The sequence below is a fragment of the Ruminococcus sp. AF20-12LB genome (genome assembly GCF_003478985.1).
Classification (GTDB): domain Bacteria; phylum Bacillota; class Clostridia; order Lachnospirales; family Lachnospiraceae; genus Blautia_A.
The window spans coordinates 65,350-91,741 of the sequence record NZ_QUGH01000004.1; the positions used below are offsets into that span (position 1 = coordinate 65,350).

At 44.2% G+C, this 26,392-nt stretch carries 22 protein-coding genes, 2 tRNA genes and 1 riboswitch; of the genes, 18 read left to right on the plus strand and 6 right to left on the minus strand.

The window, feature by feature from the left end; translation table 11 throughout:
• Positions 1-64 precede the first annotated feature (64 nt).
• The gene (locus DWX61_RS06405; RefSeq protein WP_118514701.1) at positions 65-2,023 is read left to right on the plus strand and encodes a fructose-1,6-bisphosphatase; all 1,959 of its coding nucleotides are present in this window, start codon (positions 65-67) and stop codon (positions 2,021-2,023) included.
• Positions 2,024-2,083: 60 nt separating this feature from the next.
• The gene (locus tag DWX61_RS06410; RefSeq protein WP_118514700.1) at positions 2,084-2,842 is read left to right on the plus strand and encodes a hypothetical protein; all 759 of its coding nucleotides are present in this window, start codon (positions 2,084-2,086) and stop codon (positions 2,840-2,842) included.
• Between the two features lie 103 nt (positions 2,843-2,945).
• On the opposite strand, the gene DWX61_RS06415 is transcribed toward DWX61_RS06410, so the two are convergent.
• Positions 2,946-3,161, minus strand: a complete 216-nt coding sequence (locus DWX61_RS06415) for a helix-turn-helix domain-containing protein (protein WP_015524345.1) — start codon at positions 3,159-3,161, stop codon at positions 2,946-2,948.
• 220 nt (positions 3,162-3,381) lie between these two features.
• Here DWX61_RS06415 and DWX61_RS06420 point away from each other — a divergent pair, with 220 nt between their 5' ends.
• The 11 genes from DWX61_RS06420 (at position 3,382) to DWX61_RS06470 (ending at position 16,330) form a co-directional block, all read left to right on the plus strand.
• Complete coding sequence (locus DWX61_RS06420; RefSeq protein WP_118624368.1) at positions 3,382-4,917, plus strand: YifB family Mg chelatase-like AAA ATPase; 1,536 nt, start codon at positions 3,382-3,384, stop codon at positions 4,915-4,917.
• A gap of 25 nt (positions 4,918-4,942) precedes the next feature.
• Entirely contained in the window at positions 4,943-5,830 is an 888-nt protein-coding gene (gene dprA, locus DWX61_RS06425) for a DNA-processing protein DprA (protein WP_118624575.1), read from the plus strand.
• Positions 5,831-5,905: 75 nt separating this feature from the next.
• The gene (topA, locus tag DWX61_RS06430) at positions 5,906-7,978 is read left to right on the plus strand and encodes a type I DNA topoisomerase (RefSeq protein WP_118624370.1); all 2,073 of its coding nucleotides are present in this window, start codon (positions 5,906-5,908) and stop codon (positions 7,976-7,978) included.
• A gap of 146 nt (positions 7,979-8,124) precedes the next feature.
• A complete protein-coding gene (codY, locus tag DWX61_RS06435) occupies positions 8,125-8,910 on the plus strand; it encodes a GTP-sensing pleiotropic transcriptional regulator CodY (protein ID WP_015524350.1) in 786 nt (261 codons plus the stop codon).
• 297 nt (positions 8,911-9,207) lie between these two features.
• On the plus strand, positions 9,208-9,492 hold the full coding sequence (gene groES / locus DWX61_RS06440) for a co-chaperone GroES (RefSeq protein ID WP_015524351.1): 285 nt from the start codon (positions 9,208-9,210) through the stop codon (positions 9,490-9,492).
• Positions 9,493-9,539: 47 nt separating this feature from the next.
• Positions 9,540-11,159 (plus strand): chaperonin GroEL, encoded by a 1,620-nt coding sequence (gene groL / locus DWX61_RS06445; RefSeq protein ID WP_118624372.1) that lies wholly within the window; start codon positions 9,540-9,542, stop codon positions 11,157-11,159.
• 113 nt (positions 11,160-11,272) lie between these two features.
• Positions 11,273-11,776, plus strand: a complete 504-nt coding sequence (locus tag DWX61_RS06450; protein WP_118514692.1) for a DUF6106 family protein — start codon at positions 11,273-11,275, stop codon at positions 11,774-11,776.
• Between the two features lie 68 nt (positions 11,777-11,844).
• A complete protein-coding gene (gene guaB / locus DWX61_RS06455; protein ID WP_118514690.1) occupies positions 11,845-13,299 on the plus strand; it encodes an IMP dehydrogenase in 1,455 nt (484 codons plus the stop codon).
• A 112-nt stretch (positions 13,300-13,411) separates the two neighbouring features.
• Complete coding sequence (locus DWX61_RS06460; protein ID WP_270427505.1) at positions 13,412-14,128, plus strand: peptidoglycan recognition protein family protein; 717 nt, start codon at positions 13,412-13,414, stop codon at positions 14,126-14,128.
• A 97-nt stretch (positions 14,129-14,225) separates the two neighbouring features.
• Positions 14,226-14,307: riboswitch (ZMP/ZTP riboswitch) on the plus strand.
• Between the two features lie 86 nt (positions 14,308-14,393).
• Positions 14,394-15,107, plus strand: coding sequence for an IMP cyclohydrolase (locus tag DWX61_RS06465; RefSeq protein WP_118624374.1), 714 nt, complete (start codon positions 14,394-14,396; stop codon positions 15,105-15,107).
• A gap of 38 nt (positions 15,108-15,145) precedes the next feature.
• Positions 15,146-16,330 (plus strand): phosphoribosylaminoimidazolecarboxamide formyltransferase, encoded by a 1,185-nt coding sequence (locus DWX61_RS06470; protein ID WP_118624376.1) that lies wholly within the window; start codon positions 15,146-15,148, stop codon positions 16,328-16,330.
• A gap of 205 nt (positions 16,331-16,535) precedes the next feature.
• Here DWX61_RS06470 and DWX61_RS06475 read toward each other — a convergent pair.
• A tRNA-Gly gene (locus tag DWX61_RS06475) sits at positions 16,536-16,608 on the minus strand.
• A 166-nt stretch (positions 16,609-16,774) separates the two neighbouring features.
• On the minus strand, positions 16,775-17,464 hold the full coding sequence (locus DWX61_RS06480; protein ID WP_118624378.1) for a lysozyme family protein: 690 nt from the start codon (positions 17,462-17,464) through the stop codon (positions 16,775-16,777).
• A gap of 162 nt (positions 17,465-17,626) precedes the next feature.
• On the opposite strand from DWX61_RS06480, the gene DWX61_RS06485 reads away from it, so the two are divergent.
• Positions 17,627-18,706 (plus strand): 3D domain-containing protein, encoded by a 1,080-nt coding sequence (locus tag DWX61_RS06485; protein ID WP_118624380.1) that lies wholly within the window; start codon positions 17,627-17,629, stop codon positions 18,704-18,706.
• A gap of 110 nt (positions 18,707-18,816) precedes the next feature.
• Here DWX61_RS06485 and DWX61_RS06490 read toward each other — a convergent pair.
• Positions 18,817-18,889: transfer RNA gene (locus DWX61_RS06490), tRNA-Phe, on the minus strand.
• Positions 18,890-19,019: 130 nt separating this feature from the next.
• Entirely contained in the window at positions 19,020-20,204 is a 1,185-nt protein-coding gene (locus tag DWX61_RS06495) for an iron-containing alcohol dehydrogenase (RefSeq protein ID WP_118624382.1), read from the minus strand.
• 250 nt (positions 20,205-20,454) lie between these two features.
• Between DWX61_RS06495 and DWX61_RS06500 the strand changes: the two genes are divergently transcribed.
• The 3 genes from DWX61_RS06500 (at position 20,455) to DWX61_RS06510 (ending at position 23,634) form a co-directional block, all read left to right on the plus strand.
• Positions 20,455-21,363 carry an NAD(P)/FAD-dependent oxidoreductase gene (locus DWX61_RS06500; protein WP_118514678.1) on the plus strand — a complete coding sequence of 303 codons (909 nt, stop codon included), beginning with the start codon at positions 20,455-20,457 and terminating at the stop codon, positions 21,361-21,363.
• 43 nt (positions 21,364-21,406) lie between these two features.
• On the plus strand, positions 21,407-21,709 hold the full coding sequence (gene trxA / locus DWX61_RS06505) for a thioredoxin (RefSeq protein ID WP_417030033.1): 303 nt from the start codon (positions 21,407-21,409) through the stop codon (positions 21,707-21,709).
• Positions 21,710-21,810: 101 nt separating this feature from the next.
• Entirely contained in the window at positions 21,811-23,634 is a 1,824-nt protein-coding gene (locus DWX61_RS06510) for a DUF6020 family protein (RefSeq protein WP_118624384.1), read from the plus strand.
• On the opposite strand, the gene DWX61_RS06515 is transcribed toward DWX61_RS06510, so the two are convergent.
• Positions 23,631-24,311 carry a Crp/Fnr family transcriptional regulator gene (locus DWX61_RS06515; protein WP_118514672.1) on the minus strand — a complete coding sequence of 227 codons (681 nt, stop codon included), beginning with the start codon at positions 24,309-24,311 and terminating at the stop codon, positions 23,631-23,633. The genes DWX61_RS06510 and DWX61_RS06515 overlap by 4 nt on opposite strands.
• A gap of 318 nt (positions 24,312-24,629) precedes the next feature.
• On the opposite strand from DWX61_RS06515, the gene DWX61_RS06520 reads away from it, so the two are divergent.
• Positions 24,630-26,315: a B12-binding domain-containing radical SAM protein gene (locus tag DWX61_RS06520; RefSeq protein WP_118514670.1), complete on the plus strand. Its 1,686-nt coding sequence runs from the start codon at positions 24,630-24,632 to the stop codon at positions 26,313-26,315.
• Positions 26,316-26,392: the final 77 nt, after the last annotated feature.

Below are 26,392 nucleotides of genomic sequence, written 5' to 3' on the forward strand. Positions count from 1 at the left end.
AATACTGCCGTTTATCCTAAAGGCTGATCTGGCAGTGAGAACTCTCAGGAGGATACCAGATACTATGAAAAAAGAAGAATTAAGATACCTGCAGCGACTTGCGGAGTTGTATCCTACTATAGCAAAAGCTTCAACAGAGATCATCAATCTGCAGTCTATATTAAACCTTCCGAAAGGTACCGAGCATTTCATGTCGGACATCCATGGAGAATACGATGCGTTTTCTCATGTTCTTCGGAATGGATCAGGGGCTGTACGAAAAAAGATCGATGATGTATTCGGACATACCTTAAGCAACAGCGACAAACGTTCTCTTGCCACACTGATCTATTATCCGAAGGAAAAGATGGAAGTTGTAAAAAAGCAGGAAGAAGACATGGAGAACTGGTACAAGATCACACTTTATCGTCTGATCGAAGTATGCAAGACAACGGCATCCAAATATACCCGTTCCAAGGTCCGTAAGGCACTTCCTGCAGACTATGCCTATGTGATCGAGGAGCTGATCACAGAGAAAGCGGAAGTTCTGGACAAAGAAGCATATTACGATGCCATCGTCAATACGATCATTGAGATCGGCCGGGCAGAGAATTTTATCATTGCCCTGGCAGAACTGATCCAGCGTCTTGTTGTGGATCATCTTCATGTGCTGGGAGATATTTATGACAGAGGTCCGGGCCCGCATTTCATCATGGATCGTTTGATGAAATATCATTCGCTGGATATCCAGTGGGGGAATCATGATGTGGTCTGGATGGGAGCTGCTACAGGACAGAAAGCCTGCATTGCAACGGTGATCCGGAACAGCATCCGTTACCGAAATATGGATATTCTTGAGGATGGATATGGAATCAATCTTATGCCTCTGGCAACTTTTGCAATGGAGGCTTATAAGGATGATCCATGTACTGCTTTTGAGATGAAGGGAGATGCCAATAACTACAGTATTCTGGAAGAAGAGCTTGGACGGAAAATGCACAAGGCTATTGCCATTATCCAGTTTAAGCTGGAGGGACAGCTGATTCGCCGGCACAAAGAATTCCATATGGAAAATCGTTGTTTGCTTCATAGGATCGATCCGAAAAAGGGAACGATCACACTTCCGAACGGAAAAGAATATCCGCTGACCGATACAGCTTTTCCTACTATTGACTGGAAAAAACCATATGAACTTACCACAGAGGAAAAGGATGTAATGGAACGATTGGATTCCGCTTTCCGAAACTGTGAGAAACTGCAGAATCATGTCCGGCTTCTTCTGGACAAGGGAGGCCTTTATAAAACTTATAATGGGAATCTTCTGTTCCATGGAAGTATTCCGCTTAATGAGGATGGAAGTCTGAAAGAAGTCCAGATTTATGGAAAAACCTACAAAGGAAAAGAACTGTACGATGTTCTTGAGACTTATGTGCGCAGGGCGTTTTTTTCTGTAAATGAGGATGAAAAGCGTAAAGGCAGGGATATTATGTGGTATATCTGGGCAGCTCCGAATTCACCGCTGTTCGGAAAAGACAAGATGACCACCTTTGAACGTTATTTTGTTAAAGATAAGGAAACACATAAAGAAACTAAAAATGCCTACTATCATCTTCTGGAAAATGAGGAAATTGTAGATGATCTGCTCCGTGAGTTCAGACTGGACCCGGAAAAAGGTCACATCATCAACGGGCATGTGCCGGTTCACCAGAGTGAGGGAGAGAGTCCTGTAAAATGCAATGGCAAAGTTCTTGTGATCGACGGCGGTTTTTCCAGACCATATCAGAAAGTTACGGGAATTGCCGGTTATACACTGGTTTATAACTCCTACGGGCTGATCCTGTCTGCTCATGAGCCTTTTACTTCTGCGGAAGAAGCGGTAGCCAAGGAGCAGGATATTGTTTCCAACAGGGTGGCGGTTCATTACAATAACAAACGTACACTGGTAGGTGACACCGATACCGGAACTGCTCTGAAGGAAAGGATCAGTGAGCTGATCCAGCTTCTGGAAGCTTACAGAAAAGGTATCATCAAAGAGAAAAAATAAGCAGAATTGAGAAATACAAGAAGAGTTTCCTGTATGCTACAGTAAACAGAGGTGATGCAGATGAGAAAAAACAAAAAAAGAAAAAAACAGCTGAGAGCAGTTCTGATCCTGTTGATCATTCTGTTTATTCTGGCAGGACTGGGAGGGATGCTGTATGTTTCCCATAGGGATAAGGTGGAAAAAGAACAACGAAGAGAGGCCGCATTGGCTGCATTGGACAGTATTCCGGAGGTGACAGCAACACCAGTAGCAACAGCAACACCAGTTCCGACAGCGACACCGACACCGTCATTGACACCGGTTCCGACAATCCTTCCGGCATTTGAACCGGAAAATTATCAGGGAATCTGGTACAGCGAAGACGGGCTGACAACAATCAATATTTATGATATCAGTCTGAAATCCATTTCCTTTACCTATAAGAGAGTGAATGGAAAAGATCCTTCAATGACTGCAGAAGCGGATGTGACTGCGGAGGTAGCAGGAAATGCTACTCAGTTCCGTTTTAAGGATTCCGAAGGGAATAAGGCAAAGGGAGAGTTTGTTTTCGATAAAAGTGGTGAGCTTTATGTGAAGGTAAAAACATATGAACGGGGAGATGGATCTCTAACCTATCCGAAAACAGAGTCTATTATGACCCGGCAGGAGCCATCCCTGGAAGTATCCGAAAATTCCGAAGAAGATGCTTCCTATAATGAAAGCAACGAAAGTTCCTATGAACGGGAATCCTACAGCGAAAGCAGTGAAGATTCTTCTGATAAAAATACAGAAGAATATGAGATTCCCTACGGAGAAGAAGAAACCTATTATACGGAATAATCAAAAAATAAAAAACGGTAAAATAAAGAATCCCCGGATTTTGGCAATCAGGGAATCCCGATACAGGAATTCCCGAAACTGTTCCACATTTCCGGGGATCTCTTTATTTGATCATTTTTTTGCGGTCTGTGCGGCCGACGAGATAATCGATGCTGGTGTCGTAATAATTTGCCAGCCGGATAAGCATTTCGATAGGAATATTACGGGATCCCGTTTCATAATGGGAATAAGAACGCTGGCTGATATGAAGAATCTCACTTAATTCTCGCTGGGACAGATCCGCGTCTGTACGTAAATCCTGAATACGCTGAAATTTCATTGTGCTCACCTCTTCTTTCTATTGAAAGTATAAAACAGAACGAAATGCACCCTTGCAAAAGGGAGCAAAATGGACTATACTAAATTTATTATCTTCTAAAATTCAGAAAATGTCTATCTGAAAATTCCCTTGTTTTTAATCGAATGCGGATTGTAAATATCCGCCTGATATGAAAAGACGAAAAGATGGAAGATCGGGATTCGTTTTTTCGCAGAAAGGAATGTATTTGTTTGCGAGTGTTTTATCAGCAGCGATCTACGGAATGGAAGTACGTGAGATCCAGGTTGAGGCAGATGTCAGTGATGGTCTGCCTTCTTTTGCTATGGTAGGATTTCCCTCTGCCCAGGTGAGAGAGGCCCAGGAAAGAGTCCGGACTGCATTTAAGAACAACCGACTTTGTCTGCCACCAAAAAAAGTAACTGTAAATTTTGCACCTGCCGATATGAAAAAGGAGGGAGCTGGTTTTGATCTGCCTGTGGCGGCTGCAGTACTTGCGGCTGCCGGAATTCTGGAGCCGGATCTTCTGGAAGGAGTTATGATCGTAGGAGAGATCAGTCTGAATGGAGGAATCCATGGGGTTGCCGGAGTTTTGCCACGGGTGATCCGCGCAAGAGAGCTGGGCCTACGCTTTTGTGTTATTCCGGAGGAAAATATCCGGGAGGGGAATCTGGTGAAGGATATGCCGGTGTTTGGAGTAAAAAGTCTGAATGACATGATCCGATGTCTGAGAGACCCAAACACTTATACAAATGAGTATCAGGAAAAAGAGAAAACAGAAAATAAACCGGAAAAACCAAATGTTGATTTTGCGGACATCTGCGGGCAGGAAGGAGCCCGGCGCGCGGCCGAGATCGCAGTGAGCGGTTTTCATAATATTCTTTTTATCGGACCGCCAGGATCCGGAAAGACCATGCTGGCAAGACGTCTGCCTACTATTATGCCGGAGATGACATTTGAGGAAAGCCTGGAGATCACCAAGGTATACAGTGTGGCAGGACTTCTCACGGAAAAAGATCCGCTGATCCGGCAGAGGCCTTTTCGAAGTCCGCATCATACCAGTTCCCCTCAGGCTCTGGCAGGTGGCGGCAGGATACCGGGACCGGGGGAGATCACTCTTGCACACAGAGGTGTGCTTTTTCTGGATGAGATGCCGGAATTTTCCAGAAAAAGCCTGGAGATCCTGCGTCAGCCGCTGGAAGATAAAGAAATCCATTTGTCCAGAGCTGCCGGAACTTATATTTTTCCGGCCAGTTTTATGCTGGCGGCAGCAATGAATCCCTGTCCCTGCGGATTTTACCCGGATATGAACAGATGCCGTTGTACGTCGGGGGAGATCGCGCATTATCTTGGAAAGATCAGCCAGCCTCTTCTGGAGCGTATTGATATCTGCACAGAAGTTCCGGCAGTGAGTTTTTCAAAAATGAAAAAGAAAATTCCCGGGGAATCCTCTGCGCAAATAAGAAAGAGGGTGGAAGCAGTACAGGAGATTCAGAGAGAACGTTACAAAGAGGAAAAATTTTGCTTCAATGGGGAGCTTGACGGAAGAAAACTGGAAAAATACTGTGTAATGACGGGAGGGGCAGACAAACTTCTGGAGCAGGCATATGAGCAGTTTCAATTCAGTACCAGAGCATATCATAAGATACTGAAAACGGCCAGGACCATCGCAGATATGGAATCTTCCGAAAAGATAAAGGAAGAACATATCTGCGAAGCGTTGGCTTACCGGGCATATGACAAGAAATACTGGTCATAAAACAGAAAAAAGGAAGGTATTTTATATGGAAGAAATACAGCGAACAAGGATCCAATGTGCCAGTAAGGATAGCAGTCTTTATCCGGCAAGACTTCAGGAACTTTCTGGTATGCCAAAACAATTATATTATATTGGAAGATTTCCGGATGATGACAAACCTACAGCTGCAATCGTAGGAGCAAGACTGTGCAGTCCTTACGGACGGATACAGGCATTTAATTACGGAAAATTCTTAAGTGAACATGGGGTGCAGGTGATCAGCGGTATGGCGGCCGGCATTGATGCTGAGGGTCATAAAGGTGCTCTGGAAGGTGGTACCCCGACATTTGCGGTTCTGGGAAACGGTGTGGACATCTGTTATCCTTCATCCAGCAGAGGTATTTACCGGAGAATCCCAGAAAAAAACGGAGGGATCATCAGCGAATATGAACCAGGTACCAAAGGCAGGGCATATTATTTCCCGGCAAGGAACCGGATCATCAGCGGACTGGCAGATCTGGTGCTTGTGGTGGAAGCAAAAGAAAAGAGCGGCTCACTGATCACAGCTGCCTGTGCACTGGAACAGGGGAAGATGGTATATGCCATTCCGGGAGCAGTAAATGATGCTCTGAGCAGAGGCTGTCACAAGCTGATCTACGACGGAGCAGGAATTGCATACTCTCCGGAAATACTTCTGGATGAGTGGGGATTATCTGTGAAAAAAAAGACAAATTTGTCTGAAAAAAGCAAGTTAGGACTTGCAACGGATTTGGATTTGGTGTATAGTTGTCTCGATTTACGACCAAAAAATCTGGATCATATTATAAGAAGAACCGGTTTTTCACCGGGAAAAACAGCCGGGATCCTGGGACAGCTTATTTTGATGGGGCTTGTGAAGGAAACCGGGAGACAGTATTATATCAGACTTGAATAAATGCTTTTTTGCCCGGAGATTTGGCAGGAGCTTTTAAGCCGGACAGGAAGGCAGAATGAGATTAGGAGAGGTAAAATGGCCAAAAATCTGGTGATAGTAGAGTCACCTGCTAAAATGAAGACAGTAAAGAAATTTCTGGGGGCAAATTATACAGTAGAAGCGTCCAACGGTCATGTGAGGGATTTTCCAAAGAGCCAGTTTGGTATTGACGTGGACAATGATTTTGAACCGAAGTATATTACAATACGTGGAAAGGGTGAGCTTCTTGCAAAACTTCGCAAAGAAGCAAAAAAAGCAGATAAGATCTATCTTGCAACTGACCCTGACCGTGAGGGAGAAGCAATTTCCTGGCATTTGATGCAGGCTTTGAAGACAGATACTGCAAAGATGCACAGGATCACATTTAACGAGGTAACAAAAACAGCAGTTAAGGCTTCCATCAAGCAGGCCAGGGAACTGGACATGAACCTGGTAGATGCACAGCAGGCAAGGCGTATGCTGGATCGTATGGTAGGTTATACCATCAGTCCGCTGCTCTGGGCCAAGGTAAAAAGAGGCTTAAGTGCAGGCCGTGTACAGTCTGTGGCACTGCGTATCATCTGTGACAGAGAAGATGAGATCAATGCATTCATTCCTGAAGAATACTGGAGCCTGGAGGGTGAATTTCAGGTAAAGGGTGAGAAGAAGCCGTTGACAGCCAAGTTCTATGGAACGGATAAAAAACTTCCGATCAGAAACCGTCAGGAAATGGATGAGATTCTGAAAAGTCTGGAAGACTGTAAATATGAGATCACAGAAGTAAAAAAAGGTGAGAGGATCAAGAACGCTCCCCTTCCGTTTACCACAAGTACTCTGCAGCAGGAAGCTGCCAAGACATTGAATTTTTCTACGCAGAAGACTATGCGCCTGGCACAGCAGTTATATGAAGGTGTGGATGTAAAAGGCAGTGGTACGGTAGGTCTGATCTCCTATCTGCGTACAGATTCTACTCGAATTTCAGAGGAAGCAGATGCAGCAGCAAGAACTTATATTTCTGAGCAGTATGGTTTAGATTATGTTTCTCAGACAGAGAAGGCAATCAAAAACGGACAGAAGATACAGGATGCTCATGAGGCAATCCGTCCTACAGATATTGCGAGGACACCAGTTCTGGTGAAGGAATCCCTGACCAGGGATCAGTTCCGTTTATATCAGCTGATCTGGAGACGTTTTGCGGCAAGCAGAATGGCACCGGCACGTTATGAGACCACGTCTGTCAAGATCGGAGCAGGTGAGTATGTGTTTACGGTTGCGGCATCCAAGGTTGCCTTTGATGGTTTTATGTCTGTATACACAGAAGAGGGCGATGACAAAAAGGGCAATGTTTTAAGTCAAAGTCTGGAGAGGGGTATGGAGCTGAAGCTGAAAGAGCTGAAGCCGGAGCAGCATTTTACACAGCCGCCGGCACATTACACAGAGGCGTCACTTGTAAAGACCATGGAAGAGCTTGGAATCGGACGTCCAAGTACGTATGCGCCGACCATTACAACGATCATCAGCAGACGCTATGTATCCAAGGAACAGAAAAATCTTTACGTCACAGAGCTTGGAGAGGTTGTTAATAATATTATGAAACAGGCTTTTCCAAGTATTGTGGATGTAAACTTTACAGCAACTATGGAGGGGCTTTTGGACTGCGTGGAAGCAGGTACTGTACAGTGGAAAACGGTTGTACGTAACTTCTATCCGGATCTGAAGCATGATGTGGATGAGGCTGAAAAAGAGCTTGAGAAAGTTGATATACAGGATGAGGTTACGGATGTGATCTGCGACAACTGTGGCCGCAACATGGTGATCAAGTACGGTCCTCATGGAAGATTTCTTGCATGTCCCGGATTTCCGGACTGCCGTAATACAAAACCATATTATGAGAAGATCGGTGTTGCATGTCCGAAGTGCGGCGGCGAAATTGTCATGAAAAAAACGAAAAAAGGCAGAAAATATTACGGATGTGAGAATAATCCGGAATGTGATTTTATGTCCTGGCAGAAACCTTCTGCAAAGAAATGTCCGAAATGTGGTAATTATATGCTCGAAAAGGGAAATAAACTGGTTTGTAGCCAGGAAACCTGCGGATATGTGGAACAAAAACCAAAAGATGAAGATTGATCGAAAAAATGCTTTTCTATTAATTTTCAGAAAATCCCGTTAAAAATAAAAAAAATATAAAAATGTCTTGTAAATTTCCAGAATAACGTGTAATATTAGACTAGAAAAACGATTTCTTTCAAGGTACGAAAGTGAAAGGAGGAAAAATGAGCGTTCAGTTGCTAGATAAAACTAGAAAAATCAATAAGCTTCTGCATAACAGCAGCTCAAGCAAGGTAGTGTTTAACGACATTTGTCAGGTGCTCATGGAAACCTTAAGTTCCAATATCCTGGTACTCAGTAAGAAAGGTAAGGTTCTGGGAGTCAGTATCTGCCCGGGTGTGGATGAGATCACAGAGCTGATCGATGACAAGATCGGCGGACATATCGACCCGTTATTAAATGAGAGATTTCTTGGTGTTCTTTCCACAAAGGAGAATGTCAATCTCCAGACACTTGGCTTTGAGCATGTACCCGGAAATTATCAGGGAATCGTGAATCCGATCGATATTGCAGGTGAGAGACTGGGAACGTTATTCATGTACCGCAATGATCATCCCTATGATATTGAAGATATTATCGTCAGCGAGTATGGTACAACAGTTGTAGGCCTGGAAATGATGCGTGCGGTTCATGATGAGAACGCGGAAGAAGACAGAAAACAGCAGATCGTTAAATCGGCATTCAGTACACTGTCCTTCTCAGAGCTTGAGGCAATCATCCATATCTTTGATGAGCTGGATGGGGATGAGGGTATCCTGGTTGCCAGCAAGATCGCTGACCGTGTAGGTATCACCAGATCTGTGATCGTAAATGCATTGCGTAAATTCGAGAGTGCAGGTGTGATCGAATCCCGTTCATCCGGTATGAAGGGAACTTACATTAAAGTTCTTAATGAAGTGATCTTTGATGAGCTTGAGGAGATAAAAGCACAGAGAAGCAAGAAGGCATAATGTGATCAGCACTGTCAGATGCTTGATATAAGATAAAGAACGTGACAAAAGAGACTTCCCGTTATCGTGGGAGTCTCTTTTTTGTCTGTTTCATAAAATCAAAATAAATAATGAAATTAAGAAAACAAGAGAAAAAAAGAGTATTAAAGAGATAAAATTAGAATAATATAGAAAAACTATATCTTAAAAGGGTTGCGAAAATATGTGAAATTCACTAATATAGCCATAGTGATTAGCACTCGTAGAAAGTGAGTGCTAGCAGATGAAGATGGAACTTATAAAGGAGGAACATAGATCATGAAGTTAGTACCTTTAGGCGACAGAGTAGTATTAAAACAGGTTGAAGCAGAAGAGACAACAGCATCCGGGATCGTGCTTCCAGGACAGGCACAGGAGAAACCACAGCAGGCAGAGGTTATTGCAGTTGGACCTGGCGGAGTTGTAAACGGGAAAGAAGTAAAAATGGAAGTAGAAGTCGGAAATACTGTTATCTATTCCAAATATGCAGGAACAGAAGTAAAGATGGATGGAACTGATTATATTATTGTAAAGCAGGAAGATATCCTGGCAATCATTAAATAATATAAACATCTTATCGTATATCAATATAAATAGGAGGTCATTTTATCATGGCAAAAGAGATTAAATACGGCGCAGAAGCAAGAGCAGCACTTGAAGCTGGTGTAAATAAACTTGCAGATACAGTAAGAGTGACACTTGGACCGAAAGGAAGAAATGTAGTACTTGACAAATCTTTCGGTGCTCCGCTTATCACAAACGATGGTGTTTCCATTGCAAAAGAGATTGAGCTTGAGGACGGATTCGAGAATATGGGTGCCCAGATCATCAAAGAAGTTGCATCCAAGACAAACGATGTAGCTGGTGATGGTACTACAACAGCAACCGTACTTGCACAGGCAATGGTACATGAAGGAATGAAGAACCTGGCAGCAGGAGCTAACCCGATCATCCTCAGAAAAGGAATGAAAAAAGCAACAGATGTTGCAGTAGAAGCGATCAAGAACATGAGCCAGGCGATCAACGGAAAAGCTCAGATTGCTAATGTAGCTGCAATCTCTGCAAGTGATGAGCAGGTTGGACAGCTGGTTGCAGACGCTATGAAGAAGGTTTCCAAGGATGGTGTTATCACTGTTGAGGAGTCCAAGACCATGCATACAGAGCTTGACCTTGTAGAAGGTATGCAGTTTGACCGTGGATATATTTCCGCATACATGTCTACAGATATGGAGAAGATGGAGGCAACTCTTGATGATCCGTATATTCTGATCACAGATAAGAAGATCAGCAACATCCAGGAGATCCTTCCGCTTCTTGAGCAGGTTGTTCAGGCTGGTGCAAAGCTTCTCATCATTGCAGAGGATGTTGAGGGTGAGGCTCTCACAACTCTGATCGTTAACAAACTGAGAGGAACCTTCCAGGTAGTAGCTGTTAAAGCACCTGGCTATGGTGACAGAAGAAAAGAGATGCTTCAGGATATCGCGATCCTGACAGGTGGACAGGTGATCTCTGACGAACTCGGCCTTGATCTGAAAGAAGCTAAAATGGAGCAGCTTGGACGTGCAAAATCCGTTAAAGTTGCAAAAGAGAATACTGTTATCGTTGACGGCCTTGGTGATAAAGATTCCATCGCAAAACGTGTTGCTCAGATCCGTGCGCAGATCGAGGAGACAAAATCCGAGTTTGATAAAGAAAAACTTCAGGAAAGACTTGCAAAATTGGCAGGCGGCGTAGCTGTTATCCGTGTAGGTGCTGCTACTGAGACAGAGATGAAGGAAGCAAAACTTCGTCTGGAAGATGCTCTTGCAGCAACAAGAGCAGCTGTTGAGGAAGGTATCATCGCAGGTGGCGGATCCGCTTACATCCATGCATCCAAAGAAGTTGCAAAACTTGTTGCAACACTTGAGGGAGACGAGAAGACAGGTGCAGCTGTGATCATGAAAGCTCTTGAGGCTCCGCTGTTCCACATTGCCGCAAATGCAGGACTGGAAGGCTCTGTTATCATCAACAAGGTAAGAGAGTCTGAGGTAGGTACAGGCTTTGATGCCCTGAATGAGAAATATGTAAACATGGTTGAGAACGGAATCCTTGATCCTGCAAAGGTTACAAGAAGTGCACTTCAGAACGCAACAAGTGTTGCATCTACACTTCTTACAACAGAGGCTGTAGTTTCCACGATTAAAGAGGATACTCCTGCTCCGGCACCAAACCCGGGAATGGGAATGATGTAATTTCAATCAGGCAGGTAAATAATTTACAAAATGAGAGGGCCTGCGTCATGGACGCGGCTCTCTTTTTGTGTTATAATCAAAAGAAATCAGTAAATTACGAAAGGAAGAAGCAAATGAGTGACTTATATTCAGAACTTCTGGTAAAGAAGAAACAGACAGGGAAGGATCTTGTTGTAAAATACGGTCTTATTGCACTGACCGTGATCATGGTTCTGGGAGGTCTGGTGCTGAATGCACTTCTTCTGGTTCCGGCTATCGCTCTTGGTGTTGCATGTTATTTTGTGATTCCGAAAACAGACCTGGAATATGAATATCTGTTTGTTAACGGGGAACTGGATATTGATATGATCATGTCCAAGTCAAAGAGGAAAAGAGTAAAATCACTCCAGCTTGCGGAGGCTGATCTTGTGGCACCTCTGAAATCCCACAGAATGGATTATTACAACGGAAATCAGAAGATGAAAACCATAGACTTTTCCTCAGGGATTGAGGATCATAAGCGCTATGCCATGATCGTAAGAGACAGCGGAGAAACCTGCAAGGTGATCCTGGAGCTGGATGATGAACTTGCCAATACCATGAAAAATTCTGCACCGAGTAAAGTTTTTTTGGATTGACATGAATCTTGTTTTTTGTTACACTAGTTCACAAATTTAAAATATCTTACACAAAGGGAGGAAATGCAATGGGTACTATTATTGGTGAAGGCATTACGTTTGATGACGTCCTGCTGGTTCCGGCTTATTCTAAAGTAATTCCGAATCAGGTTGATGTTTCAACGTATTTAACCAAGAAAGTAAAGCTGAATATCCCCATGATGAGTGCGGGAATGGACACAGTTACAGAGCACAGAATGGCAATTGCTATGGCCAGACAGGGTGGTATCGGTATCATTCACAAGAATATGTCCATTGAGGCACAGGCAGAAGAGGTTGACAAAGTTAAACGTTCTGAGAACGGTGTTATCACCGATCCGTTTTATCTTTCAGCAGAGCATACACTGAAGGATGCCAATGATCTGATGGCGAAATACCGTATTTCCGGTGTTCCGATCACAGAAGGCAGAAAACTGGTAGGTATTATCACAAACCGTGATCTTAAATTTGAGACAGATTTCAGCAGAAAGATCAAGGAGTGCATGACTTCAGAAGGACTGATCACAGCTAAGGAAGGAATCACACTTGAGGATGCCAAGAAGATCCTTGCGAAATCCCGTAAGGAGAAATTACCCATTGTAGATGATGACTTTAATTTAAAAGGACTCATTACCATCAAGGATATCGAGAAACAGATCAAGTATCCGCTTGCAGCCAAGGATGCACAGGGAAGACTTCTCTGTGGTGCTGCGGTTGGTATCACAGCAAATGTGCTTGCACGTGTTGATGCGCTTGTGAAGGCTAATGTAGATGTGATCGTAATTGATTCTGCACATGGTCATTCAGAAAACATTTTAAAAGCAGTCCGCGAGATCAAGACAGTATATCCGGAACTTCAGGTAATCGCAGGTAATGTTGCAACAGGCGAAGCTACCAAGGCTCTGATCGAGGCCGGAGTAGATGCAGTCAAAGTTGGTATCGGACCGGGATCTATCTGTACAACACGTGTTGTTGCAGGTATTGGTGTTCCGCAGGTTACTGCAGTTATGGATTGTTATGAAGTGGCTAACAGCTACGGAATCCCGATCATTGCAGATGGCGGTATCAAATATTCCGGAGATATCACCAAGGCCATCGCAGCAGGTGCCAATGTCTGCATGATGGGAAGTATGTTCGCAGGATGCGATGAGAGCCCGGGAACATTCGAGCTTTACCAGGGAAGAAAATATAAAGTATATCGTGGAATGGGATCTATCGCAGCTATGGAGAATGGCAGCAAGGACCGTTATTTCCAGGAGAATGCCAAGAAGCTTGTGCCGGAGGGTGTTGAGGGTCGTGTTGCGTATAAAGGACACGTTGAGGATACCGTATTCCAGCTGATCGGTGGTTTAAGATCCGGTATGGGTTATTGTGGAGCAGAGAATATTGAGAAGCTTAAGACAACAGGCAGATTCATCAAGATTTCAGCTGCATCTCTTAAAGAGTCACATCCACATGACATCCACATCACAAAAGAGGCTCCAAACTACAGTGTAGATGAATAATAAAGGAAAAAAAGGTAAGACCGGTAAGAAGTCACCCAGGCCGTCCCATAGCGGGCGGCCTGTTTCCGTAAAGAAAACTTCCTCCGAGTCTTCCAGAAGAAAAAAGAAGTCTTTGAGAAAAAAGAATCCGATCAAGATCCTGCAAAGGGTTGTGCTGATATGTATCATTGTGATCGTTGCTTTTGCTGCGTGTGTGTTAGGATACGCATTTTTGGAGATGCGCATGGAACAGAGTGAAACTCAGTACGGACAGGAAGAAATATCCGGGAATGCCAGCGGAAATGGCGGGCCGGAACAATGGCAGGCAGAAGGAGCGCCTTTTATTGATGTGGAGCTTCTGACACCGAATTCCTATTCCAGACCACAGATTTCTATCGAACAGGTAAATTATATAGCCATTCATTATACGGCCAATCCGGGATCTACTGCCGTATCCAACCGGAATTATTTTGAAAATCTTGCGACAACACAGGACAACAAAGTCAGCAGTCATTTTGTGATAGGGTTGGAGGGAGAAGTGGTACAATGTATTCCTACCTCGGAAATATCCTATGCCACAAATTCCAGAAATGTAGATACCATATCCATTGAATGCTGCCATCCGGATGAAACAGGGCAGTTTAATACAGCAACCTATGATTCGACGGTAAAGCTGACAGCGTGGCTTTGTACACGCTTTGGGCTGACTTCGGATCAGGTGATCCGTCATTATGATGTTACAGGTAAAGACTGTCCGAAGTATTACGTGGAGAATCCCGATGCATGGATCCAGATGAAATCAGACATTGCCGCACAGATCCAGACAGATTATGCATTACAGGGGAAATAAAGTGTTATTGTTTATTTTGTGAGCAACAAGAAGTCTGGAAAAATAATTTCTGAAAATAGGGGCTTGAAAATTAAGAAGAAGTATTGTAGTATAACAGCAGAAGCTGCATGACTGGCGGAAAGTAGGATCACCTACAGGGAGTGCAGTGAAGTGAGAAGCCGACCGCCTGGGCAGCCTGATAAGGGGTGTCCAGGCGGTTTTTTGTTACCGTTCATATCCTGGGATAAGCCCTGGGCCTTACATTAGACAAGGAGGACTGTGAAAAATGACGACATTTTCACTTGAAAAAGAACTGAAAGAAAATTCCTATCCGGGAAGAGGAATTGTGATCGGACGTTCCGCTGACGGGAAACATGCAGTTACTGCATATTTTATTATGGGAAGAAGCGAGAACAGCAGAAACCGTATTTTTGTTGAGGATGGGGAAGGAATCCGTACACAGGCTTTTGATCCATCCAAGCTTACAGACCCGAGCCTGATCATCTATGCACCGGTACGTGTCCTTGGAAATAAGACCATTGTAACAAATGGTGATCAGACAGATACGATCTATGAGGGAATGGACAGACAGCTTACCTTTGAACAGTCTCTCCGCAGCAGAGAGTTTGAGCCGGATGCGCCGAACTATACACCTCGTATTTCAGGCGTTCTTCATGTTGAAAACGGTAAATTCAATTATGCGATGTCTATTTTAAAGAGCAATAACGGAAATCAGGATTCCTGTCTTCGTTATACATTCGCCTATGAGAATGCGGCAGCAGGACAGGGACGTTTTATCCATACTTATAAATGTGATGGAAATCCACTTCCAAGTTTCGAGGGAGAGCCGAAGCTGGTAGAGATCCCAAGCGATATTGATGAATTTGCGGATCTCCTCTGGAAGAGCCTGAACCAGGATAATAAAGTTTCTCTCTTTGTTCGTTTTATTGACATTGAGACAGGAAAATATGAATCCAGGATTGTAAACAAGAATAAATAAGAAAATAGGGATATCACAGAGAACGGAGGAGCTTTTTCATGAAAGAATTACAGTTAAAATATGGATGTAACCCAAATCAGAAACCATCAAAGATCTATATGGCAGATGGAAGTGAGCTTCCGATCCAGGTACTCTCCGGAAGACCAGGATACATCAACTTCCTGGATGCTTTTAATGGCTGGCAGCTGGTACGTGACCTTAAGAAAGTAACCGGACTTCCGGCAGCAACTTCATTTAAGCATGTATCTCCGGCAGGTGCTTCCATCGGACTTCCACTGAATGAGACACTGGCAAAGATCTATTGGGTAGACGATATGGACTGGAAGAATTTTTCTCCGCTTGCATGTGCATATGCAAGAGCAAGAGGTGCAGATCGTATGTCATCATTTGGTGATTTCATTTCTCTTTCTGATATCTGCGACAAAGATACCGCAATGCTCATCAAGAGAGAAGTTTCTGATGGTGTGATCGCACCTGGATATACAGAGGAGGCTCTTGAAATTCTGAAGCAGAAGAAAAAAGGCAATTACAATGTGATCCAGATTGATGAAAATTATGTTCCGGAACCTTTGGAGCATAAACAGGTATTTGGAGTTACTTTTGAGCAGGGCCGCCAGGAGCTGGCAATTGATGATGCGCTGATCTCCAATATTGTAACAGAGAATAAAGAGCTTACGGAAGAAGCCAAGAGAGATATGAAGGTTTCTTTGATCATCCTGAAATATACACAGTCCAATTCCGTATGCTTTGTTAAGGACGGACAGGCTATCGGCGTTGGTGCAGGACAGCAGTCCCGTGTACATTGTACACGCCTTGCAGGCCAGAAAGCAGATAACTGGTATCTCCGTCAGTGCCCGAAGGTACTGGAGCTTCCGTTTAAAGACACGATCACACGTGCGGAGAGAGATAATGCCATTGATGTTTACATTGGTGAGGAATATATGGATGTCCTTGCAGATGGTGCGTGGGAAAAGACATTCACAGAGAAGCCGGAAGTGTTCACAAAAGAAGAGAAGAGAGCATGGCTGGATGGTCTTACCGGCGTGACCCTGGGATCCGATGCATTCTTCCCGTTCAGTGATAATATTGAGCGCGCATATAAGAGCGGTGTAAAATATATTGCAGAGCCGGGCGGATCTGTCCGTGATGACGCAGTTATCGATACATGTAATAAGTATGGAATGGTGATGGCATTTACTGGAATCCGCCTTTTCCACCACTAAAAGATATATATCATGACCATGATAAGCGGCTGAAATAAAAGATAAAAAATATAAAGTCCCGAATCTGAATTTCTGGAAAAAAGAAATCAGATTCGGGACTTTTTGATTGAAGAAGGATAGTTTTCAACAGGCTGTGAATATCTATATGATTGAAATTAGGTATAAATCAGCAAAAAAAAGAACTCTGAAAAACAGAGTTCTGAAGAGCGATAGACGGGGCTCGAACCCGCGGTCTCGACCTTGGCAAGGTCGCGCGTTACCAACTACGCCACTATCGCATATGCCTTATCGCCTCAAGTATCTCCCTCAGCGACAAGACATATATTAGCATAGATTTTATATTCTGTCAAATGTTTTTTGGAATTTTTTTGAAATTATATACAACATATAAAGTTTATTCCAGACATCTGAAACAGACCTTGTATATGGCAATATTTCGGTGGCTTATGAGTTATTGTCTAAGTGGTAATAGCGCAAAACATGATCCGGATAGTATTGGTCACCATAGTCCCATGGACCTGCAGGATCGTGAAGGGGATCATCTTCATCACGTTGTGTGTTGCCGCTTGCTATCTGGGCAAAGGCCTGGGCACTTTGGGCCGTCCACACAGTCTGATCGTTCTCCTCCAGATAAGCAAAATAGGAATCGGCTCCGAAATTGTATGCCTGCAGAGCCAGACGGATTTTGGAAAGATCAGTCGGACCGGTACAGCCGGCTTTATCCAGAGCATATTTCAGTTCCTGGATGCCACAGGAAATAGAGTAAGAAGGATCTGTGATACCATTGGGCTGCTGAGGATATCTGGCATTGTAGGCTCCTTCTGAGGACTGCATGGGATCGGTACCCTGTCCGGAGCTTTCCTGCATCATCACAGCCAGGAGCAGGTCTACATAGTCGGACATATCATATTGTGCTGCTTCGCTGGAAACCTCATCGCGATAAGCTTCACAGGCTGCATTGATCTGATGGGTTTCCTCCTGCCTGCCGGAAAATCTGGGAAAACGCAGAAGGATACAGCCCACGATCAGCAGAAAAAGACATGTCAGAAAGATCTTTTGCCTGCGTACCTGCTGTACACGGAGTCTGTGGCGCTGTTTTTTAGTAAGGGTTGGTTTCTTGTGTTTTGTATTCATATATGTATTGTATCCGTTACGGATAGATTTGACCAGTTAAAAAATATGATCTTTTTGTTAAAAATTTCTGAAGACTGTCCTGTGAAATTGCAAAATATGATCTGATATGCTATGATAGTCGGGACAAACCGTAGAATGCCGGAAAAAAGGAGGCAAGATTTCATGCGAAAAAAGCTTCTGGCAGTTATTTTATGTGCTTCTATGCTTTTCCCTGCATCAGTATCTGCAGAGGTACTGGGATATGAAGCAACATTGGATACATATACACAGGAGAAAAAAACACCTCAGCAGTTTCAGATCGATGATGGGGCGGGAAATACAGTAAATGTTTTGGCGAAGAATGATACGCTTTATGTTACAGCGAAAAATACGTTAATCCGGTCCAATCCGGGAGACAGTGGTACAGAGCTGCGTTCTGTGATCCTGGGAACGAAGCTTGAAAGAGTTGCAGTCTGTGACAATGGCTGGAGCAAGGTGACCTTCCAAAAGAAAGGTGAGGACAAGATCATCGGTTATGTTTCGGACAGCGTGCTCAGTGATACAGAGATCGTAAATAAATTTACGGATACAGTTACAGCGGCACAGGACAGTGATATCTTGGATTATCCCGGAAAGAAAGACGGAGAGGTTGTAGGAGAGGTCCTTCAGGATGATGAGTTGAAAAGAACAGGTACGGTAGATGCTATCTGGAGCAGGATCGTTTACACAGATGACAGTGGTTCAGATCACGTCGGATATATTCCGACCAGCTGTCTGGAAGGTTATCAGGCTACGGAAGTGGCCAAGGCAGAGCAGGAAAAGAACACAAAAGCAGGATCCCTTACCAAGAGTTCCGGGGAGGGGATTTTTGCGGATGCAGTGGATGGTGTAACTTCCACAGGTGGTTCCGGAAGTACCGCAGCTGGCGTACAGATCGGAACGCCGGTATCAGTATCTTCTGACGCGACACTGAAACCACTGGGAACATTCCGGATCACGCATTATTGTCCGTGCAGCATCTGCTGCGGACCATGGGCGAATGGAATTACTTCCACAGGAGTAACGGCCACTACCAACCGTACGATCGCAGTGGATCCGAGTCAGATCCCATACGGTTCCAAAGTAGTGATCAATGGCCAGGTTTATGTTGCAGAGGACTGTGGAGGAGCAATCCGGACCAATTGTATCGACGTATATGTGGCAACACATTCCGAAGCAGAGCAGAAGGGTGTGTTTTATACAGAAGTATATTTGCTTCAGTGATCAGAAAAAGACTGCTGTAGATTCCATTCCATAAGGGATTTGCAGCAGTTTTTTTGTATAAAAAAACTCTGACCAGCAGAGGCTATTCTGCGATCAGAGTAAAAAAATAATGCCCAGAGCCGGAATCGAACCAGCGACACGAGGATTTTCAGTCCTCTGCTCTACCAACTGAGCTATCTGGGCATGTCTCTTTCGAGTACTTTGTTACTTTAACACATTTATGTAGAGAATGCAAGGGGAAAATAAAAAAAGCAGATGTTTTTCTGAAAAATCTGATTTTCAAAAAAACATCTGCAATATTATGGCTACAGATTTATCTGGCAGCAAGATAGATTTTTTCCATATCTTTCATGTTCAGCTGTTTGAATACACCGATGGTACGGGTGTCTTCAAAGCTGCATTTAAACGCCAGATCATGGATTTCTTTTTCTGTAAGATCAAGACCAAGCTCATGAAGGCTGGTAGGCATCTGGATGGAACGAAAATAATCTTCCATGGCTTCAATGCCGGCGAGGGCAGTTTTGTTGAAGTCAGTACTGCAGGGAATGTCAAATATATTGACTGCAAACTGGGCAAAGCGTTCCGGATTTGCATCATAAACGTAACGTGCCCAGCTTCCCCACAAAGCGGCAAGACCAGCTCCGTGAGCTACATCGTAGGTGCCGCCCAGTTCATGCTCCAGCTGGTGACAGGCCCAGTCACCACCGCCGGTTCCGCAGCCGGTAAGTCCATTGTGGGAAAGGCTGCCGGCCCACATGATCTCTGCCCGTGCAGTATAATTATCCGGCTCCTTCATCAGGATCCGGGAGTTATAGATCACAGTCTGCATCAGAGATTCGCTGATACTGTCAGTGATCTCCATGGTTTCGATATTTACAAAGTACCGTTCCATAGTATGCATCAGGATATCCACACAGCCGCTTTCGGTCTGATATTGCGGCAGGGTATAGGTGAGTCGAGGATTTAAAATAGCAAAACGTGGGCGGCACAGATCGTTGCGGGCACTACTCCGTTTCAGCCAGCCCTCTTCATTGGTGATCACACAGGATCCGCTCATTTCACTTCCGGAAGCTGCGATCGTCAGGATAACGCCTACGGGAAGACAGGCTTTTGGGGCTTCGGTGCGGAGAAAAAAGTTCCATACATCTGTATCCGGATTGGCAAGTCCATAGCCGATGGCCTTGCAGGAATCAATAACACTGCCACCGCCAACAGCCAAAAGAAAATCAACCTGTTCTTTGCGGCAAAGCTCAATACCCTCACGTACCTTAGAGAGACGGGGATTAGGAACCACACCGCCAAGAGTGACATAGGAGATACCAGCTTCATCCAGAGAAGATCGGATCTCATCGATCAGACCGGAGCTTACTGCACTGTGGCTGCCATAATGGATCAGTACTTTGCTGCAGTTCTGCTCTTTTAGAACAGTGCCGATCTTAAGGTGTGTATCTTTCCCGAAAATAACCCGGGTAGGGGTAAAATATTCAAAATTTCTCATAGAGATTAGGCTCCTTTTTATGATCCCGCAGGGGTATCATCTTGGTTCATTTAATTGGTTTAAAGACGTTATAATAATAGCATAGAAGAGAAACAGACGCAAATAAAAGCTATTGAAAAAAGGGTGTAATTTTTGGGGAATGTGGTATAATGACTTCTGTGAAGGAAAAGTGACCTGATCACAGAAACAGACCAATGCGAAGCGTATATTATAGAACAGATCCAAATGAAGAAGAAAGCAGGTGTCTGAAATGGAGAATATCATTATCATAGGAGCAGGTCCGGCCGGGATCTCGGCAGCACTTTATGCGGCAAGGGGAAATATGAATCCACTGATTATAAATACAGGGATCGGTTCACTGGAAAAAGCAGAGAAGATCGAGAATTATTACGGACTGGAGCAGCCATTGTCCGGCAGAGAGCTTTTTGAAAGAGGTCTTGCCCAGGCAAGAGCACTTGGAGTACGGATCCTGGATGCCCAGGTTGTGGGAATGGGTGGTTTTGATACTTTTGAGGTGAAAACTACCGCAGGAGATTTTGAGGCACGCAGCGTGATCCTGGCAACCGGAAGCAGGAGAGCTTCTGCCAGGATTCCGGGAGTAAAGGAATTTGAGGGAAAAGGTGTCAGCTACTGCGCAGTATGTGACGCATTTTTTTACAGAGGAAAAGAAGTGGCAGTGCTTGGAAGCAGTGATTTTGCTCTTCATGAAGCAGAAGAACTTTCTCATACCGCTTCCCGTGTGACGATCTTTACAGATGGAAAGAAACCGGAATTTTCAAGAGAAAATCAGCTTCCGGTTAATACCATGAAGATCCAGGCAATCGAAGGGGATGAACGTGTTTCAGGCATCCGCCTGAAAAGTGATGTGTCCATGCAGGAGGCAGGTGCCGGAGAAGATTCTTTTGTGCCGGCAGAGGGAGTCTTTGTAGCGCTTGGTACAGCCGGAAGCTCGGAGATGGCCCGCCAGATCGGCGCGGAGCTGAATGAAAAAGGAAATATCCGGGTCAATGAAGAGATGGAGACTACAGTTCCGGGGCTGTATGCAGCAGGTGATTGCACCGGTGGACTTCTCCAGGTGGCAAAAGCTGTTCATGACGGTGCCCAGGCAGGACTTTCCGCCTGTCGGTATGTGCGGAAGCTTTTGAAAGCGGAGGCATAAGCTGAAATTAAAAAAAACAAATACAGGATCAAGGAGGAATTTTATCATGGCAAAAGTTTTTACAACAGACAATTTTGAAACTGAGGTATTAAATGCAGAAAAGCCGGTACTGGTAGATTTTTGGGCAACCTGGTGCGGACCATGCAGACGCCAGGCTCCGGTCGTGGAAGAACTTGCAGAAGCCGGATATGAAGTTGGCAAGGTTGACGTAGACAAAGAGCCATCACTGGCACAGCAGTACAAGATCATGAGTATCCCTACACTGCTGGTATTCAAAGGAGGAAAAGAGACCGCACGTTTTGTGGGACTGACATCAAAGACAGAGCTTGAGGCAGCGCTTCAGTAACCAAAACAGAAAACAGAAAAAACAGATACAGCTCTGGGAACCGAAATGGTTTCCAGAGCATTGTTGGCTTACTGAAAATTTTAAACAAGGGTTAATAAAATATGGATGAGAAAATAATAAAAAAGAATGCAGTGCCTGTGATCGCGGCAATGATCACAGCGCTGGCCTTTTCTTTTACGGGCCTTCCAATGGATGGAAATACTTCTGCAAAAAAAATGAGCGATGTTTATAATGGATTGGGATGCATGAGCTTGCTTGCATGGATCCTGCTTCTTATTTTATACGTGAAAGGATGGGAGGGCTACCGGAAATACAGAAACTGGCAGGCACATGTTTTGGCAGTGATCTTTTCAGCGGGAATGCTTCTTGGAACTTCTTATTTTACAAATGGAAACTGGGATTTTCTGTTTGGCGCAAAGAAACAGATCCTGATCTCAGCCGGATGTTTTATAGGATTTTATATTATCTGTGATATGGGAATCACTTATTTCTGGAGGATTCCTGAGATGGAGTTTTTCCGAAAGGCCTGCGGGCGTATCCCGGCCAGAGAGGAAGAGGTAATGTGGTTCCGCCTGGCAAAGATATCTATGATCATTGGATGGACACCGTTTATCCTGGCATTTCTCCCAGGTTCGATCCCGGCAGATGGATTTCGGCAGCTGGATGTATTTTTGGGAGCTATGCCGCTGGACAATCATCATCCATGGGTCCTGACGATGATCATGGGTGGACTGCTGACACTTGGAAAAACTATCTGGTGTTATAATTTTGGAGTATTTCTGATCGTCATTGTGTTTACTTCTGTGGAAATCTGGTGTTACAGTGCGGTAGTCCGCTATCTGTACAGATGGAAGGCTCCAAAATGGATACTTTTTGGTACTGTTCTGCTGTTTGCATTTGTTCCCATATTTGGAAGCTATGCGCAGGCAGTGATCAAAGATGGCTTGTATACGGCAGTCATTACTTTGTATTTTGCAGTGTATATAGATATTTGTCATTCCTTTTCCAAGAGAAAGGCAGTATATTTATTTCTTCTGGGAATCAGTGTCTGTCTTACCCGAAATAATGGCATTCATCTGGTCCTGCCTTCTTTGATCCTTTTGTTTTTCTTCCTGGTAAAGGGAGCGAGGAAATATGCATTTATTGTGGCTGTCTGTGTTTTTGCCTGTTATCTGGGTGTAGAAAAGGGGGCAGCACCTGCCCTTGGCGTGGCACCTGGATCCCGATGTGAAATGCTTTCGGTACCGTTTCAGCAGACTGCCCGATATCTGAGAGAATATCCGGATGATGTAACCGCAAGTGAGAAGAAAGCGATCAACAGGATCCTGGATTATGATGTTCTTGCCGAGAAGTATAATCCGGAACTGTCGGATCCTGTGAAAATTACATTCAGGTTCAGAGATAATGATGATGATCCTAAATTGGATGGATACATGAAGGATTATTTTAAAGCCTGGTTTGCCATGTTCCGTCGTCATCCGGGAGTATATATCCAGGCGACATTGAATAATATTTACAGTTATAATGATCCGTTCCATATGGGAAGAGGACAGCAGGGCGTGTACCGGTTCTACATAGATAAACTGTATCAGAAGAAATCCGGGATCGATGTCAGTTATGTTGGACCAAAAAAAATCCAGTATATATTCCGGCTTTATGATGAATTATGGATGCGCGCACCTGGCCTGGGACTTATCCTAAGTGCAGGAACGTATACATGGCTTACCCTGTTACTGATAGGATATCTTCTTGTGAAGAAACAATGGAAAAAAATCCTGATCTTTGCCATACCGGTGCTGAATATACTGATATGTCTTGTTTCTCCTGTAAATGGGATGATCCGTTATATGTGGCCGGTAATGACTATTATGCCGATGCTGTTCTGGTGGATTCTGCAGCCGGCACCAAAAATAGCTTCAAATTAAAAAAGATTCATCATTTCATAAAGACGTCTTTTATCCAGAATGCGGATCGATCCCCGTGAGATCTGGATAGAGCCGTCTTTATTCATTTTTTTCAGGCTGCGGCTGACAGCTTCCCTGGCACTTCCGATGGAGCGGGCGATGGCTTCCTGCGTGAGAGCAAGCTCATCGGAACCGGTATCTGCAGCTTCATCCAGAAGAAAGGCTGCGATCCTCTGAGTCAGGGTCATAAAAAATGTCCGTTCGATTCCTGCAATCACATCTGAGAAATGTTCAGTTGTCCGTTTGTAGATGAAATTTTCCAGATAGATATTGTTTTTCATCAGCCGGGAAAAAGGAACTGCCGGAAGCAGAAGCAGATCACAGTCTGTTTCTGCATCGATCTGTACATCAAATGTAATGGCAGAAAGCATGCAGGAGGCGGAAAGAGTGCAGATATCACTGTCCCTTAAACGGTACAGGGTAGCCTCTTTTCCCTGAGCGGACAGTAGATAAACACGGAGAACTCCCTTCAGAAGAAAAAGAGTTCCCAGGCACTGGCGCTCTTCAGACTGTATGGCAGCACCTGCCGGGTAATGAAGCTCGCGAATGTTATCAAGAAGAAAATTCCGATCTTCTTCAGTCATATGTTCCCAGAAGGGAAACGCCTGAAAATAATTCAGACAGCTGTTTCGATCCATAAAAAGATTACTCCTTTATAAAAATATATAGTACTCATTTTAACGCTGTTTGGATGGAAATACAACAAAAACGGCATTTTTGCGGCAGGAGGGAAATCTCTGTTTGTTACTGTTCACTCCGTTCTCAGCAACACGCTTCGCGATGCACAGAATTTATGCTGATCGCATAAATTCGCGCGGTATGTCTCTAACCCCTGTTTTTCTATTTACATCCGGTGGAGGGAACGTTATAATCATAAAGCGAAAAGGATCAACAGAGAAATAATGAAAACTGCCGGGGAAAGAAATTATCCGGCAGAAGTTAGGAGAATGTAAAATTTGAAAATCTTACTTGCAGCATGCAATGCAAAATATATCCATTCCAATCTTGCGGTATATAACTTGAAATCCTGTTCCGGAGAATACAGCTCCAGGGTTGTGGTCAAAGAGTACACGATCAATCAGATCAGGGATGACATTTTAAAAGATATTTATCTGGAGCAGCCGGATGTGATCTGCTTTTCCTGCTATATCTGGAATATTTCCTTTGTCAGGGAACTAGTGCCGGATCTTAAGAAAATTCTTCCACAGGTGGAATTTTGGGCAGGAGGCCCGGAGGTATCCTACGATGCGGTGGAATTTCTGAAAAAGAATCCTGCGTTTTTTGGAGTGATGGTGGGAGAAGGAGAGGAAACCTTCCATGAACTGGCAGGTTATTATATAGAAAGAAAACCGGAAACTTTGAGCGAGATCCGTGGAGTGGCTTTTCGTGATGAAAACAAAGACAGGAATATTGTACACACGGGCTGGCGGGAATTGATGGATCTAAGTAAAGTTCCGTTTGCATACAGCAATCTTACAGAGTTTAAAAACCGCATTATTTATTATGAGAGCAGCAGGGGATGCCCCTTTTCCTGCAGCTATTGCCTTTCTTCCATAGATAAGAAGCTTCGGTTCCGTGATATTGAGCTTGTAAAAAAGGAATTGCAGTTTTTTATTGATAATAAAGTTCCTCAGGTCAAATTTGTGGATCGTACTTTCAACTGCAAGCATGACCATGCCATGGAGATCTGGAGGTATATTACGGAGCATGACAACGGGATCACCAATTTTCACTTTGAAATTTCAGCAGATCTTCTCCGTGCGGAGGAGCTGGCGCTGATGAAAACCATGCGTCCGGGTCTGATCCAGCTGGAGATTGGTGTACAGTCTACCAATCCTCAGACCATCAAAGCCATTCGGAGAACCATGGATTTTGAAAAGCTGAAAAGGATTGTAGAGCAGATCCACAGCTTTGGAAATATCCACCAGCATCTGGATCTGATCGCAGGACTTCCCTATGAGGGCTATGATAGCTTCCACAAGTCATTCTGCGATGTTTACACACTGCATCCGGAACAGTTTCAGCTTGGTTTTCTGAAGGTGCTGAAGGGATCACACATGATGGAAATGACAGGGGAATATCAGATTCTTTATAAGGATCGGGAACCCTATGAGGTACTTTCCACAGCCTGGCTGACCTACGAGGAGATTTTAAGGCTGAAAATGGTGGAAAGTATGGTGGAAGTGTATTATAATAGTGGGCAGTTCAAAAATACCCTTGTATTTCTGGAGAAGTATTTTGACGATCCTTTCCGGATGTATGAGGCACTTGGCAGATTTTATGAGAAAAAAGGATACTCGGAGATCTCTCATTCCAGAATGAGGCGCTATGAGATTCTTATGGAGTTTGCCGGAGAACAGAAAGAGATCCCGCCGGAAGCACTTTCCGATGTAATGCTCCTCGATCTGTATCTTCGAGAGAATTTAAAGAGCAGGCCATCCTTTGCTTCAGACCAGAAGCCGTACGAGCGGCTGATCTGGGATTACCGGAAAGCAAAAAAAATCCCGAAAACCGCCCATATCGAGGTGTTCCGGGATGGAAAGAGGCTTCTTTTTGATTATACAGACAGGGATCCTTTGACCAACAATGCACAATTAACGGATATTACAGATGAGGTGAATAATAATTATGGGAATGTTTGATCCGAAAAAAAGGAAAGTGATCACAGCGATCATCGCAGTTATTCTGGTACTGGCAATGGTAGTTCCGACTGTGCTTT

Coding starts and splice junctions, on each gene's coding strand:
- DWX61_RS06405 (WP_118514701.1), top strand. CDS start 65: ATGAAAAAAGAAGAATTAAGATACCTGCAGCGACTTGCGGAGTTGTAT.
- DWX61_RS06410 (WP_118514700.1), top strand. CDS start 2,084: ATGAGAAAAAACAAAAAAAGAAAAAAACAGCTGAGAGCAGTTCTGATC.
- DWX61_RS06415 (WP_015524345.1), bottom strand. CDS start 3,161: ATGAAATTTCAGCGTATTCAGGATTTACGTACAGACGCGGATCTGTCC.
- DWX61_RS06420 (WP_118624368.1), top strand. CDS start 3,382: ATGTATTTGTTTGCGAGTGTTTTATCAGCAGCGATCTACGGAATGGAA.
- dprA (WP_118624575.1), top strand. CDS start 4,943: ATGGAAGAAATACAGCGAACAAGGATCCAATGTGCCAGTAAGGATAGC.
- topA (WP_118624370.1), top strand. CDS start 5,906: ATGGCCAAAAATCTGGTGATAGTAGAGTCACCTGCTAAAATGAAGACA.
- codY (WP_015524350.1), top strand. CDS start 8,125: ATGAGCGTTCAGTTGCTAGATAAAACTAGAAAAATCAATAAGCTTCTG.
- groES (WP_015524351.1), top strand. CDS start 9,208: ATGAAGTTAGTACCTTTAGGCGACAGAGTAGTATTAAAACAGGTTGAA.
- groL (WP_118624372.1), top strand. CDS start 9,540: ATGGCAAAAGAGATTAAATACGGCGCAGAAGCAAGAGCAGCACTTGAA.
- DWX61_RS06450 (WP_118514692.1), top strand. CDS start 11,273: ATGAGTGACTTATATTCAGAACTTCTGGTAAAGAAGAAACAGACAGGG.
- guaB (WP_118514690.1), top strand. CDS start 11,845: ATGGGTACTATTATTGGTGAAGGCATTACGTTTGATGACGTCCTGCTG.
- DWX61_RS06465 (WP_118624374.1), top strand. CDS start 14,394: ATGACGACATTTTCACTTGAAAAAGAACTGAAAGAAAATTCCTATCCG.
- DWX61_RS06470 (WP_118624376.1), top strand. CDS start 15,146: ATGAAAGAATTACAGTTAAAATATGGATGTAACCCAAATCAGAAACCA.
- DWX61_RS06480 (WP_118624378.1), bottom strand. CDS start 17,464: ATGAATACAAAACACAAGAAACCAACCCTTACTAAAAAACAGCGCCAC.
- DWX61_RS06485 (WP_118624380.1), top strand. CDS start 17,627: ATGCGAAAAAAGCTTCTGGCAGTTATTTTATGTGCTTCTATGCTTTTC.
- DWX61_RS06495 (WP_118624382.1), bottom strand. CDS start 20,204: ATGAGAAATTTTGAATATTTTACCCCTACCCGGGTTATTTTCGGGAAA.
- DWX61_RS06500 (WP_118514678.1), top strand. CDS start 20,455: ATGGAGAATATCATTATCATAGGAGCAGGTCCGGCCGGGATCTCGGCA.
- DWX61_RS06510 (WP_118624384.1), top strand. CDS start 21,811: ATGGATGAGAAAATAATAAAAAAGAATGCAGTGCCTGTGATCGCGGCA.
- DWX61_RS06515 (WP_118514672.1), bottom strand. CDS start 24,311: ATGGATCGAAACAGCTGTCTGAATTATTTTCAGGCGTTTCCCTTCTGG.